Origin of the sequence: Aeromonas dhakensis (assembly GCF_002285935.1) — a bacterium.
Classification (GTDB): domain Bacteria; phylum Pseudomonadota; class Gammaproteobacteria; order Enterobacterales; family Aeromonadaceae; genus Aeromonas; species Aeromonas dhakensis.
Genome location: NZ_CP023141.1, coordinates 2251255 through 2264107, shown reverse-complemented (window position 1 = coordinate 2264107; position 12853 = coordinate 2251255). Strand labels below are relative to the sequence as shown.

12 protein-coding genes are annotated in these 12853 nt (G+C 63.7%); 3 read left to right on the top strand and 9 right to left on the bottom strand.

The genetic code is table 11. The annotated features are described in order from the left end of the window. Positions 1-10 precede the first annotated feature (10 nt). Both CK627_RS10930 and CK627_RS10925 read right to left on the bottom strand, forming a co-directional pair. Positions 11-424: a YeeE/YedE family protein gene (locus CK627_RS10930; RefSeq protein WP_167385318.1), complete on the bottom strand. Its 414-nt coding sequence runs from the start codon at positions 422-424 to the stop codon at positions 11-13. Next, entirely contained in the window at positions 424-738 is a 315-nt protein-coding gene (locus CK627_RS10925) for an ArsR/SmtB family transcription factor (protein WP_010633372.1), read from the bottom strand. The genes CK627_RS10930 and CK627_RS10925 overlap by 1 nt, the downstream gene beginning before the upstream one ends. Positions 739-826: 88 nt before the next feature. Between CK627_RS10925 and CK627_RS10920 the strand changes: the two genes are divergently transcribed. The 3 genes from CK627_RS10920 to CK627_RS10910 all read left to right on the top strand — a co-directional run bounded on the left by CK627_RS10920 (position 827) and on the right by CK627_RS10910 (position 2733). Beyond that, positions 827-1012, top strand: a complete 186-nt coding sequence (locus CK627_RS10920) for a YgaP family membrane protein (RefSeq protein WP_005302992.1) — start codon at positions 827-829, stop codon at positions 1010-1012. Between the two features lie 426 nt (positions 1013-1438). Beyond that, positions 1439-1813 (top strand): hypothetical protein, encoded by a 375-nt coding sequence (locus tag CK627_RS10915; protein WP_005302994.1) that lies wholly within the window; start codon positions 1439-1441, stop codon positions 1811-1813. Positions 1814-2004: 191 nt separating this feature from the next. Continuing rightward, positions 2005-2733: an MgtC/SapB family protein gene (locus CK627_RS10910; RefSeq protein ID WP_005302996.1), complete on the top strand. Its 729-nt coding sequence runs from the start codon at positions 2005-2007 to the stop codon at positions 2731-2733. 61 nt (positions 2734-2794) lie between these two features. On the opposite strand, the gene CK627_RS10905 is transcribed toward CK627_RS10910, so the two are convergent. From CK627_RS10905 to dnaK, 7 genes are all read right to left on the bottom strand, one after another. Then, positions 2795-3805: a substrate-binding domain-containing protein gene (locus CK627_RS10905; RefSeq protein ID WP_095592336.1), complete on the bottom strand. Its 1011-nt coding sequence runs from the start codon at positions 3803-3805 to the stop codon at positions 2795-2797. Positions 3806-3832: 27 nt separating this feature from the next. Beyond that, on the bottom strand, positions 3833-5248 hold the full coding sequence (locus CK627_RS10900) for a glycoside hydrolase family 32 protein (RefSeq protein ID WP_095592335.1): 1416 nt from the start codon (positions 5246-5248) through the stop codon (positions 3833-3835). After that, the gene (locus CK627_RS10895; protein WP_095592334.1) at positions 5248-6612 is read right to left on the bottom strand and encodes a sucrose-specific PTS transporter subunit IIBC; all 1365 of its coding nucleotides are present in this window, start codon (positions 6610-6612) and stop codon (positions 5248-5250) included. Before CK627_RS10895 ends, CK627_RS10900 begins: the two co-directional genes overlap by 1 nt. An 81-nt stretch (positions 6613-6693) precedes the next feature. After that, positions 6694-7629 (bottom strand): carbohydrate kinase family protein, encoded by a 936-nt coding sequence (locus tag CK627_RS10890; RefSeq protein ID WP_496349869.1) that lies wholly within the window; start codon positions 7627-7629, stop codon positions 6694-6696. 136 nt (positions 7630-7765) lie between these two features. Beyond that, a complete protein-coding gene (locus tag CK627_RS10885) occupies positions 7766-9235 on the bottom strand; it encodes a carbohydrate porin (RefSeq protein WP_095592332.1) in 1470 nt (489 codons plus the stop codon). A gap of 263 nt (positions 9236-9498) precedes the next feature. After that, a complete protein-coding gene (dnaJ, locus tag CK627_RS10880) occupies positions 9499-10641 on the bottom strand; it encodes a molecular chaperone DnaJ (RefSeq protein ID WP_005303007.1) in 1143 nt (380 codons plus the stop codon). 114 nt (positions 10642-10755) lie between these two features. Beyond that, positions 10756-12684, bottom strand: a complete 1929-nt coding sequence (dnaK, locus tag CK627_RS10875; RefSeq protein WP_005303009.1) for a molecular chaperone DnaK — start codon at positions 12682-12684, stop codon at positions 10756-10758. Between the last annotated feature and the right edge of the window lie 169 nt (positions 12685-12853).

Below are 12853 nucleotides of genomic sequence, written 5' to 3'. Positions count from 1 at the left end.
CAATAGCCTCCTAGAAGAGATGATGAGTCAGAAGCACGGTCAGCACACCGGTTGCCATGAAGGTGAGGGTCGCCACTATGGAGCGCACGGAGAGCCGCCCCATGCCGCAGATGCCGTGGCCGCTGGTACAGCCATTGCCAAAACGCGTGCCGATGCCCACCAGCAGACCAGCCAGCAGCACCAGCGGCCAGGCGGGCAGCGCGGTGAATGCAGGCATGCTGGCCCAACCCAGCGTCAGTGCCAGCCAGGCCCCCGCTCCCAACCCCAGCAGGAAGAGCAGTCGCCACGGCGCCCTGTGTTGCAGCGCACCGGCCAAGATGCCGCTGATCCCGGCCACCCGGCCGTTGCACAGCATCAGGATCAGGGCCGCGAGCCCCACCAGCATGCCGCCCCCCAGGGAGAGCAGCCATTGGCTTTCCATCATCAAGATTCCTTATTTTCTGAGTGACAAAAATGGGTTTGCAACGCCGCCAGCACATCGGCGGCCGCCTCGCTCACCAGCGAGTAGTAGATCTGCTGGGAGACCTTGCGCGAGCGGACAAGACCCTGGCGCTTCAATACCGACAGTTGCTGGGAGAAGGCCGACTGGCCGAGCTGGCTGCGGGCCAGCAGCTCCCCGACTCCCTTCTCCCCCTCCACCAGCTGACAGAGCACCATCAGGCGTTCGGGATGAGCCAGCGCCTTGAGCAGGGAGGCGGCGGCCGTCGCGTGTCTGTTCATCTCGTCGAATTGGCTCATGGGAGTAAATTAGCAATTGCTGATATTTAGTTCTATTGTATAAAGCGACACTAAATTAGCAATATCTAAATTAACTAAGGAGAAGGTCATGACAGTAGAAAACGGAGTAAGAGTGGTCGCGGGCTGCATGCTGTTGCTGTCGCTGCTGCTCACCGCCTGGGTGCACCCGGGCTTTGTCTGGCTGAGCGTCTTTGTCGGGGTCAACCTGATCCAGAGCGCCTTCACCGGCTTCTGCCCGGCCGCAATGATCCTCAAACGGCTGGGGCTGAAATAGCGGCGCGCCAAGGTAGAGAAAAACCTGCCATCTGGGGCGGAATGAGGAGGGCGGGGCATCTCGCCGCCCTCTTATGGCCATGGGGGTAGCCAGCCGGCCCCGACTATTGACGAACTTGTATCTAAATGTTGCTAAATGGGCGATGAGGCTTTACCCCACCGCTCTGGATGAGTACCATCAGGCCGTCCATCAACAGCGGAGACCATCAGTGGGCAACTCATCAAGTGACAGTTGTAGACCGACCCTCGTCGTCGGTACCCGGGTCGCGAGCTAGCCGCAGGTCATCCTCTGCCGCATGCTCGCAGCCCTGCGAGAAGCGGAAATCCACTCCCCTCTTCTCTTTTCACACTTGACGTCTGGTGACCATTGGCCAAAAGCCATGGCCGCCATGCCTGCATAGTTTCTGCTTCCCACAAGGAGGCTGCTATGCGTTTTATTTCAACCCTGTCCGTAACCAACCGGACTCACCCCCTGCTGAGCAGACTGGGTCGCGGCCTGTTGCCGCTCTGGCTGCGTGGCAAGGAGCGCCAGCACCACTACCGGCTGCAGATCCGTTGCGAGGATCGGGCCGACATGGAGCAGGTGCTGGATCTGGTGAACCACACCCTGCAACCGGCGGGCCTGCACCCCCTGCAGTCCCTGCGACCCGGTCGCAGCGGCGGGCGGGAGCTGGTGCTCAATCTGCACTGCACCCCGCCCCAGCGGCGCTATCTGGTGCAGTTCGTGCACCAGGTGGGGGTACATCACCCGGTCCGCTGGGAGTTGCATCCGCGCCGCGACCCTGAACCGGCGCTCAATTGAGCAAGCCATAACCGGGGCCAGCCACGCTGGCCCCTTTCAATCCGTTTCGCAGCCCAGCCCACCATCCTGCATGGCCGGGTCGGGCTTTCCGTGCGTTTTTTCGATGAGGTGATGGCCTTCACGCACGGGGATCAGGCAAGGGAACCCTCGCCCGCCTTCAGGAAGGCCATCTGCAACAGAAGGAGTACGCCATGAGAATGTGGCAACAATTGGACATGATTTCCCTGCTCGACACCCTGGCCAGCCTGCTGCTCGCCTTCGTGCTCGGCAGTCTGGTGGGGCTGGAGCGTCAGTATCGTCAGCGTACCGCGGGCCTGCGCACCAATGTGCTGGTGGCGGTGGGCGCGGCCCTGTTCGTCAACCTGGCCCAGCGCATCTATGACCTGCACGGCGGCACCTACGGGGTGGTGCACGTGGTGGCCTACATCGTCTCCGGCATCGGTTTTCTCGGCGCCGGCGTCATCATGCGCGAATCCGGCAACATCCGCGGCATCAACACCGCCGCCACCCTGTGGGGAGTGGCCGCGGTCGGTGCCGCCAGCGGGGCCGGGCTGGCCATGGAGGCGATCCTCGGCGCCCTCTTCGTGCTGGCCGCCAACACCCTGCTGCGCCCGCTGGTGAACCAGATCAACCGCCGTCCGGTGGACAACACAGACACCGAGGTAACCTACCGGGTGACCGCCCTCACCCAGCGCGAATACCAGAAGGAGGTGCTGCACTGGCTGGAAGAGATGCTGGAGCAGGCCAACTACCCGCTGAGCGAGCTCGACATCGAGCCTTTTGGCGAGCGGGATCTGGAGATATCCGCGGTGCTGCTGGCCACCTCCATCGATGGCGACGAGCTGGACGCCCTGATGGTGAAGCTCGGCATCCACCCTCACATCAAGCAGGTGTTCTGGCGCGCCAGTACCACGGATTGAGGCGAGCCCTCGCCCCACAGCAAAAAGCCCCGCACTGGCGGGGCTTTTTCATCTTTCCGGGTTAGCGACGGCTGCGCCAGCGCACCCTGGGGGGGATGACCTGGGCGGTCTGGGTGGGGGGATTGCCCGCAATCAGCTGTTGCATCAGTTCGAAGGCGGCGCGGGCCAGGGCCGGGCAATCCTGGGCCACCGAGTCGATGCGCATGGGGATGCAGTCGAGCAGGTCGTGATCGTCGAAGGTACACAGCCGCATCCCTGTCTCCATCAGCCCCGCCTCGTTGAGGTAGCGCAGCACCCCCTCGAGCAGGGTGAAGGAGGCGGTGAAGAGCCCCTTGGGCGGTGCCCCGAGCTCGGCCACCAGCTCAGCCATCAGCTGATAACCCGAGCTTGGCTGGTAGTCACGGTGGCGCACCCGGTCTGAGGTGGCCTCCAGCCCGGCGCGGTGCAACCCCAGCTCGTAGCCCGCCAGCCGGTGGCGGCTGGGGGAGAGATCCAGCAGGCCGCCGAAGTAGTAGATCTCCTCCCCGCAGCCGGTCGCCATGTCCTGCACCAGCTCGGCGGTGGCCTTGCAGGCATCCGAGATCACCATGGGCAGGCGCGACTCGCCGATGTGACGGTCGAGCTGCACCACCGGCAGGCGGTCGTGGATGCGGGCATAGATGTCGTCGCTGTGGCCGCTCGAGGCGACGATGAGGCCGTCCACCTGGCGGCTGATAAGGTTGTCCACCACCCGCTGCTCCAGGGTGGGGTCATCCTCGGAGCAGGCGATGAGTAGCTGGATCCCCGCCTCCCGGCAGTGGGCCTCCAGAGCCCGGGCAATGCTGGCGAAACCGAAGTTGGTGAGGTCGGGGATCACCAGTCCCCAGGTGTAACTGCGCGCAGCCCGCAGGGAGCGGGCATGGATGCTCGGCTGGTAGTGGCACTCGTCCGCCACCGCCTGGATCCGCTTGCGAGTGTCGTCGGCGATGCGGTACTCCGCACTCTTGCCGTTGAGCACCAGGCTGGCGGTGGCCTTGGAGACCCCCGCGAGCGTGGCTATCTGGGCAATCGTGATCCGTTTCTTCTTCTCCACCTGACCTCCCGGCAAACTGACACCGGGCTATTGTACAAGGCAGGCCGCCAGCGGCCAGTGATCGAGGCAAATTTTGCTGTCATCACCGTCACAACGTGCGGAAAGTACTGGGTTTTCACCGGGGAAGTAGCGGGTAGACAGGGTCTGGCGCCCGCCATCGACGAAGCACTCCAGGCTGGAGCGATCGCACAAGACGGTGATGCTCCCCCCAAGCCAGGGGCAGGATCGCTCCTCCCACTCCCCGCTCTGCCAGTTCTGGCGCCGCAGGACAAGGCGTCCCGGCTGCCACACCAGCTCGACCACGGCGCCGAACCCGAGACGCCCCTCCCCGCTCAAGGCCAGGTCCAGCCAGGCCGAGTCGATGGCCAGGGCTGGCAGCTCGCTCGGCGCTCCCTCGAAGCGGGTTTGCTCTCCCTTAAGGGCTGAAATCTCCGCCACCGGCCGCTGGCAGAGCCAGTCGCCTTGCCAGAACAGCTCCCGCGGGCAGCTCATCTGGTGGATCCAGCCATGCTCGAGGGTCGGCTGGCTCATCTCATTCTCCTCCGGCAGCCCCAGCCAGGCAAACAACAGGCGCCGCCCCTGGCTGTCCTGGGTGGTCTGGGGGGCGTAAAACTCGAAGCCTCGGTCCAGCTCGTGGAAGGCACCGTGCTCGAACTGAGTGCCGTCGAAGTCACCCGCCAGCCAGCCGCACTGGTAGCGGTTGCGATAATCCTCTCCCCGGGGGGCAATCCCCTGCGGGCAGCTGATCAGCACATGGCGATCACCTAGGGGGAAGAGGTCCGGGCACTCCCACATATAGCCGAACTCCCCAAGCCCCCCGCGCCCGCTGCCGGCGATGGGGCCGACCAGCGTCCAACCATCCAGCGCGTCGCCGCGATAGAGCAGCACCTCCCCCTTGTCATCCAGGGTGCGGGCCCCCAGCACCATCAGCCACTGCCGGCCGTCGTGCCACACCTTGGGGTCGCGCACGTGACCGCTGTAGCCTTCGGGCAGGTCCAGCACCGGCCCCAGCTTGGCAAAGCCGCCCATGCCGTCGTCCCGCGCCAGACACTGGTAGGCGGTGCGGCTGCCGTCCGCGTACTTGACGTTGCCGGTGTAGATGAGAGTCAGGCGCCCCTGTTCGTCGCTCACCGCCGAGCCGGAGTAGCAGCCGCTCTGCTCGTAGGGCTCCACCGGCAGCAGGGCCGGCAGCTCGTGCTGCCAGTGCAGCAGATCGGTGGAGGTGACGTGACCCCAGCCCTTGTTGGCGTGTGCGCAACCCAGCGGGTTCCACTGGTAGAAGAGGTGATAACGCCCGCCGTGCTCGATGAAGCCGTTGGGGTCGTTGAGCAGCCCCACCGGGGCTGCCAGGTGCCAGCGGGGCCGATGGGGATCGGCCGCCGCCTTGAGCTGGCCGGCCAGCAGGGACCGGACAACCTGTTTGAGGAGATGGCTTTCCTTCATCACTCCACCTTGTACTTGAGCAGGTAGGAGGCGGCGAAGGCGGTGCCAAAGGCGACCACCAGGCCGATGACGTAGTGGATGAGGCTCATGGGCTGGACGATGGCCATGCCCGGGATGCCGGTCAGGCCCACCGCCGTCATGCCCACCTTGGCCGCCACCACGTAGGCGCCGCCGCAGGCCCCGCCGAACAGACCTGCCAGGAAGGGTTTGATGTAGCGCAGGTTGACCCCGAAGATGGCCGCCTCCGTGATGCCGAGCAGGCAGGACATGGCCGCCGGCACCGTGATGGCCTTGATCTTCACGTCGCGGGTCTTGAAGTAGACCGCGAGACAGGCACCGCCCTGGGCCACGTTGGCCATGGCCCAGATGGGCAGCAGGAAGTTGACGCCGATGGCCGGGTTGGCCAGCAGGCCCGCCTCGATGGCGTGGAAGCTGTGGTGGATGCCGGTGATGACGATAAGCGAATAAGTCCCGCCAAACACCAGACCCGCCAGCCAGCCCGCCTGCTCATAGAGGGCACTCAGGCCGAACGAGATGCCATCCCCCAGCACCCGCCCGGCGGGGCCGATGAAGAGCAGCGCCACGAAGCCGGTGATGATGACGGTCAGGAACGGGGTGAGGATGAGATCCAGGGCGTCAGGGACGCGCCTTCTCAGCTGTTTCTCCAGGTGGGACATGAACCAGACCGCCAAGAGCACCGGGAAGACGGTGCCCTGATAACCGATCATGGCCACGTCCAGCCCGAAGAAGTCCATGGTCTTGAAGCCCCCCGCCACGCCCCAGGCGTTGGTCAGGGCCGGGTGAGTGAGGATGCCGCCCAGCGTCGCCCCCAGATAGGGGTTGCCGCCGAATTCCCGCGCCGCGGTGAAGCCGATGAGGATCGGCAGGATGACAAAGGCAGCCGAGCTGAACATGTCCAGCATGATGAAGAGGGCGCTGTCGGCGTTGACCCAGCCATAGGTGCGCACCATGCCGAGCAGCCCCATCAGCAGGCCGGAGGCGACGATGGCCGGAATGATGGGCACGAAGATGTTGGAGAGCGTCCGTGCCAGGCGCTGGGCCACGTTGAGCTTGGCCGTCGCCAGGTCGGTCAGCTCCGCCTTGCTGGCGGTGCCGGCACCGGTCAGGGCCACGAACTCCGCATGGACCTTGTTGACCAGGCCGGTGCCGAAGATCACCTGGATCTGGCCCGCGTTGCTGAAGCACCCCTTGACCCCCTCCAGCTTGTCGATGGCAGCCTTGTTCACCTTGCTGTCGTCCGCCAGCACCAGCCGCAGCCGGGTGGCGCAGTGGGCGGCGCTGACGATGTTCTCCTTGCCCCCGAGCAGGGGCACCAGATCCTTGGCTATCGCACTGATATTCATATTCTTCCTCTTATGGCCCGCCATCGGCAGGCCCGTGTCACATGAGAGTAGGGTCTGTTGACCCGGGGTTCTAGCCGCGGATCAACAGCCGCTTGCGCCTGATCGCAAAAAGGCATCCAGTTCGGTGCGACTCGGCAGCGCCGTCATCGCCCCCTTGGCGGTGGTGGCCAGCGCCCCGCAGCCGTGGGCCCGGGCCAGGATGGCAGGCAACTCATCCAGAGCGGGCAGCGAGATCCGTTCGGCCAAGGCTGCCAGCAGACCGGCAACGAAGGCGTCCCCCGCCCCCGTGGTGTCGATGGGAGTCACTTTGGGCCCCACCCACTCCAGCAGCTCGCCGCCGAGGCGAGCCACCACGCCGGCCGCCCCCCGGGTCACCAGCACCAGGGCCGGGCCTGAAATGGTGGCGAGCCCCGCCGCCAGATCGTCCAGACCGCTCAGCAGCTGCAGCTCCTCCACCGAGAGCTTGACCACGTCCGCCAGGGCCATGGCCTCGCGCACCACGGGCAGCATCTCGGCGGGGTTGCCCCACACCTCGGGCCTCAGGTTGGGATCGAAGCAGACCCGCCCCCCGACGGCCCGGATGGTCGCCATGGCTTGCAGGCAACTGCTGCGCACCGGCTCGTTGGCGAGCGCAATGGAGCAGGTCAGCAGCCACTGCCCGGCCTGGAAGACCGGCAGATCGGCGGGGGTCAGGAACTGATCCGCGCTGGGCCTCACCATAAAGGTGAAGCTGCGCTCCCCTGCCTCATCGAGCTCCACCAACACCGTGCTGGTACTATGGGCCGGATCCAGGATCAAGTGACGGGTGTCGACCCCTTCGCTGGCCAGGGTGTCGGCCATAAAGCGGCCGAAGGGATCGGCGCCGACCCGGCCGATAAAGGCCGACTCTCCGCCAAGCCGGGCCACCCCGACCGCCACGTTGGCTGGCGCGCCCCCCGGACACCTGAGGTAGTGCTGCTCCCCTTCCGGGATCAAGTCCACCACCGCATCCCCCATTACCCACACACGATTCGTCACCTTGCTACTCCACTGCTGCATCGGATCGACTGTCAAACCCGGACTCTGTTTTGTTGGCTGGCATTATCAGCTAAACCGTTTTAGCAAACCAACAGATCCCGACGACGGCTGCCATTTTTGTGATCGGGATAACGAACTAGAACCAGGTTTCCATCTGTACGCCAAAGTTCCACTCGCCGCCGGCGGTGAAGTTGCTCTGGCCCATGGCATCGGTGCTGGCGTAGTTGTCGAGCTCGGAGGACCAGTCCATCCAGGTGGCGAATATCCGCAACTCGGGCCGCTCGAAGAAGCCGGCGGTCTGCGCCTTGAAGGTGGGGGCGAAGGTGAGCTTGGTGAAGTCGCCGCTCACCGCCTGACGCCCCTTGTAGCCCTTGGGATCGAGATCCATGTACTGCCAGGTGGCCTCGTAGACCAGCTCGACGTTCTGGCTCAGCACCTGGGCCAGCCGGCCGTTGAGGGTCACCCAGCGGTACTCGTCCCCCTTCACGTAACGATCCTTGCTCTGCTCCGCCAGCAGGGCCGGGGCGATACGCCAGCGGGGCGCGAGATCGGTGGCGCCAAACACGGCGACCCGCACCGCATCGGCGTCCGCCAGCAGCTCGCTGTCGGAACCCAGCCCCTTGAGCTCGGCACCCAGGCCGTGGCCATACAGCACGGCCGCCTTGGAGAAGCCGGGGTTGATGCCAAAGAAGCTGTCGGCGTGGTAGGCCAGCAGGGTGTGCGCCCCCTTGTTCGCCGCCTCGCTGCCGGCGCCGCCATCGTTGATGCGCGCCTCGTTGTCCTTGGCGGAGAGGCCGTTCAACATCCACTGCCAGTTGCCGACGCGGTTGTTCATGGTGAGGATGTAGCTCTCGATGTCCGAGAGACCGCTGGCGCTGATGTCGCCGTAGTCGCGTCCGTAAAGGGAGAAGTTCGCCTTCCAGCTGTCAGCCAGCTGCACGTCGTAGACGCCGCCACCGGTGCCGGCCAGGAACACCACGTCCGAGTCGAGCCAGTGGATGTCGAAGTTGTCCCGGTCAAAGCGCTTGCCCGCCCACAGCACAGCATGCTTGAAGGGGCCGTCGAAGCTCGCCAGATCGCCTATCTCGGCAAACACCTGGCGGGTGTTGAGGCTGGAATCGCTGGCGGTCCAGTCGTTGCTGGTCTCCACCCCGTCCGCCAGCATCAGCTTGTAGCGGGCCCAGCTGCCATCGGCGAAGGTCTGGGTCTTCAGCAGATTGGCCTCCATGTAGGTGTCATCCTCGTTGCCAAGACGACCCACGGCGCCACCCACCGAGCCGGCCGGGGTGATGTAGGGGCCGCCGCGACCGCCGTTGCCATTGCCGTTGACCAGCAGGCCCGAGCGGGCATAGCCGTGGAACTCGAAACCCTGGGCCCCGGCGGTCTGCTTGTCCACCTTCTCGCTCTGGGCCTTGGCCACCACGGCCGTCTCGCGGGCTTCGTTTGCCTTGCTCTGGGCCTCATCGGCGCGCGCCTCGGCCGCCTGCACCCGTGCCTCCAGCGCCGCCAGACGGGCCTCGATACCGCCATCCGCCGCCCACAGCGGGCTGCTCATCCCCAATCCCAGCGCTACCGCCAGCGCCAACTTGTGCTTGCACATCGTCATCGTCCTCACCTGTCATCTGTTGCCCGGTCGGGCCTGTTTTTATCGACGACGAGAGCATAGCTAAACCAGTTTAGCCAACTCAATACGCCAGCTAAACCGTTTCAGCTTAAGTGTGAGCGGGATAACATTCGTACAGCAGGAATTGGCGGAAGTTGTGAGGAAGATCCCTCATCGGGAGCCACTCAATAAGCGGGGATCTTGCTAAAGCTGGGGCAAAAAAAGAGCCGGCACAGGGCCGGCTCTTGATATCTGGGTCGCGAACATCAGCTGGTCAGATCGTCGAAGAAGCGTTTCACCCCTTCGAAGAAGCCTTCCGATTTCGGCTTGTGGGTCTTGGCGGCAGCACCGCTGAAGGATTCATCCAGCTGGCGCAGCAGCTCTTTTTGCTGCTCGGTCAGCTTGACCGGGGTCTCCACCACCACCTTGCACATCAGATCCCCCACCTGGCCGGAGCGCACGGACTTGACGCCCTTGCCCCGCATGCGGAACATCTTGCCGGTCTGGGTCTCAGGGGTGACCTTGAGCTTGACCCGACCATCCAGGGTCGGCACTTCGATCTCGCCGCCCAGCGCCGCCGCGGTGAAGCTGATGGGCACTTCGCAGTAGAGGTTGTTGCCGTCACGCACGAAGATTTCGTGCTCCTTGACGTGCACCTGTACGTACAGATCGCCCGCCGGTGCGCCGGCCTCCCCCGCTTCCCCTTCGCCGGAGAGGCGGATGCGATCGCCGGTATCGACGCCAGCCGGGATCTTGACCGACAGGGTCTTGGTCTTCTGGTAGCGACCCTCGCCATGGCACTTGCGGCACGGATCCTTGATGATCTTGCCGCGACCGTGACAGTGGGGGCAGGGTTGCTGCACTGCAAAGAAGCCCTGACGCATCTGCACCTGGCCGGAGCCGTGGCAGGTCGGGCAGGTCTGGGCAGAGCTGCCGGTGTGGGCTCCCGAGCCGTTGCACACTTCACAGTGGACCAGAGTCGGTACCTTGATCTCCTTGGAGACCCCGCGCACCGCCTCTTCCAGGGTCAGCTCCATGGTGTAGCGCAGGTCGGAGCCACGGGCCGGGCCGCGACGGCCACCACCACGGCTGCCACCGAAAATATCGCCAAACACGTCGCCGAAGATGTCGCCGAAATCGGCGCCACCGCCAAAGCCACCGTGGCCACCGCCACCCTGGCTCTGATCCACGCCGGCGTGGCCGTACTGGTCATAGCGGGCACGCAGGTTGGCATCGGTCAGGATTTCGTAAGCTTCCTTGACCTCTTTGAACTTCTCTTCGGCACCGGCATCCCCCTGGTTGCGATCAGGGTGATACTTCATGGCCAGACGCTTGTACGCCTTCTTGATCTCGCGCTCGTCGGCATCTTTCGATACCCCCAGCACTTCGTAGAAATCGCGCTTCGACATACTTATCCTGTTGCTATATCAGCAGTTACGCAGACGGGCGTTGGTTACCCAACGCCCGTAAATTCATAGAATCAAGCCGATGGGCGAAGCGGACTTCGCCCATCTGGGTCGGGCTTATTTCTTGTCGTCTTTCACTTCTTCGAACTCGGCATCGACCACGTCGTCGTCAGCCTTGGCGGAAGAGGAGGACTGACCGGCGTCAGCACCGGCGGCGCCTTGCGCCTGAGCCTGCTGCTGGGCAATCTCCATCAGCTTCTGGGACGCTTCCAGCAGCGCCTGCTGCTTGGCCTCGATAACGGCCTTGTCGTCGCCCTTGATGGCGGTTTCCAGCTCGCTCAGTGCAGCTTCGACCTTGGTCTTGTCGTCGGCAGGCAGGGCTTCACCGGCTTCGGTCACCTGCTTGCGCACGGAGTGGACCAGACCATCAGCCTGGTTGCGGGCCTGCACCAGCTCTTCGAACTTCTTGTCCTCGGCCGCGTTGGCTTCGGCTTCGCGTACCATGCGCTCGATCTCGTCATCAGACAGACCAGAGGAGGCCTGGATGGTGATCTTCTGCTCCTTGTTGGTCTCCTTGTCTTTGGCGGAGACGTGCAGGATGCCGTTGGCGTCGATGTCGAAGGTCACTTCGATCTGCGGCAGACCGCGCGGTGCCGGACGGATGCCTTCCAGGTTGAACTGGCCCAGGGACTTGTTGTCGCTGGCGCGCTTGCGCTCACCCTGCAGCACGTGAATGGTCACGGCAGACTGGTTGTCTTCGGCAGTGGAGAACACCTGGGACTTCTTGGTCGGAATGGTGGTGTTCTTCTCGATAAGCGCAGTCATCACGCTGCCCATGGTTTCGATACCCAGAGAGAGCGGGGTAACGTCCAGCAGCAGTACGTCGGTCTTGTCACCGGACAGAACGGCACCCTGGATGGCTGCACCCATGGCCACGGCTTCGTCCGGGTTGACGTCTTTGCGCGGCTCTTTGCCGAAGAACTCGGCAACTGTCTTCTGAACCAGCGGCATACGGGTCTGACCACCCACCAGGATGACGTCGTCGATCTCGCCAACCGCCAGACCGGAGTCTTTCAGGGCGACGCGAACCGGCTCCAGAGAGTCCTTCACCATGTCTTCCACCAGGGATTCCAGCTTGGCGCGGGTCACCTTGATGTTCATGTGCTTCGGACCGGTGGCATCGGCAGTGATGTACGGCAGGTTGACGTCGGTCTGCTGGGCGGAAGAGAGCTCGATCTTGGCTTTCTCGGCGGCATCTTTCAGACGCTGCAGGGCCAGCTGGTCGTTGCGCAGGTCGATGCCCTGCTCGCGCTTGAACTCGTCAACCAGGTAGTTGATGACGCGGTTGTCAAAGTCTTCACCACCCAGGTGGGTGTTACCGTTGGTCGCCAGTACTTCGAAGGTGGTCTCGCCTTCCACTTCGTCGATCTCGATGATGGAGATATCGAAGGTACCGCCACCCAGGTCATAAACGGCAACCTTGCGCTCACCCTTGACCTTGTTGACGCCGTAGGCGAAAGCCGCGGCAGTCGGTTCGTTGATGATGCGTTTTACATCCAGACCGGCGATGCGACCGGCATCCTTGGTGGCCTGACGCTGGGCGTCGTTGAAGTAGGCCGGAACAGTGATAACTGCTTCGGTTACCGGCTCGCCCAGGTAGTCTTCGGCGGTCTTTTTCATCTTTTTCAGCACTTCGGCAGAGATCTGCGGCGGTGCCATTTTCTTGCCTTTCACCTCGACCCAGGCGTCACCGTTGTCGGCCTTGGCGATGGCGTACGGCATGATTTTCAGGTCACGTTGTACTTCGTCATCTTCGAAACGACGGCCGATCAGACGCTTGATGGCGAACAGGGTGTTCTTCGGGTTGGTGATGGCCTGACGCTTGGCCGGCTGACCAACCAGGATTTCGCCGTCATCGGCATAGGCAATGATGGACGGAGTAGTACGGTCGCCTTCCGCGTTCTCGATCACGCGAGCATGGTCGCCATCCAGAATAGCGACGCAGGAGTTGGTAGTACCCAGGTCAATACCGATGATTTTACCCATTTGACGAATCTCCAAATACTTTGAATAAACTGGCGAGGGGCTCGCCTTAATGCGTTAACGGCTAGGTGGGGCCTGCCAATCTGGCTTTCAAGCTCCCGGCATCAAATTTTTTGTGCCGCCGTGGCCTTGCATCCTATATGGGGTCGCAAGTGGCCACTTCAAGCCCCGC

Excerpts from the sequence above, each read along its gene's own strand:
- CK627_RS10910 (WP_005302996.1), top strand. The coding sequence starts at position 2,005 with ATGAGAATGTGGCAACAATTGGACATGATTTCCCTGCTCGACACCCTG.
- dnaK (WP_005303009.1), bottom strand. The coding sequence starts at position 12,684 with ATGGGTAAAATCATCGGTATTGACCTGGGTACTACCAACTCCTGCGTC.
- CK627_RS10920 (WP_005302992.1), top strand. The coding sequence starts at position 827 with ATGACAGTAGAAAACGGAGTAAGAGTGGTCGCGGGCTGCATGCTGTTG.
- dnaJ (WP_005303007.1), bottom strand. The coding sequence starts at position 10,641 with ATGTCGAAGCGCGATTTCTACGAAGTGCTGGGGGTATCGAAAGATGCC.
- CK627_RS10915 (WP_005302994.1), top strand. The coding sequence starts at position 1,439 with ATGCGTTTTATTTCAACCCTGTCCGTAACCAACCGGACTCACCCCCTG.
- CK627_RS10925 (WP_010633372.1), bottom strand. The coding sequence starts at position 738 with ATGAGCCAATTCGACGAGATGAACAGACACGCGACGGCCGCCGCCTCC.
- CK627_RS10930 (WP_167385318.1), bottom strand. The coding sequence starts at position 424 with ATGATGGAAAGCCAATGGCTGCTCTCCCTGGGGGGCGGCATGCTGGTG.
- CK627_RS10900 (WP_095592335.1), bottom strand. The coding sequence starts at position 5,248 with ATGAAGGAAAGCCATCTCCTCAAACAGGTTGTCCGGTCCCTGCTGGCC.
- CK627_RS10885 (WP_095592332.1), bottom strand. The coding sequence starts at position 9,235 with ATGACGATGTGCAAGCACAAGTTGGCGCTGGCGGTAGCGCTGGGATTG.
- CK627_RS10895 (WP_095592334.1), bottom strand. The coding sequence starts at position 6,612 with ATGAATATCAGTGCGATAGCCAAGGATCTGGTGCCCCTGCTCGGGGGC.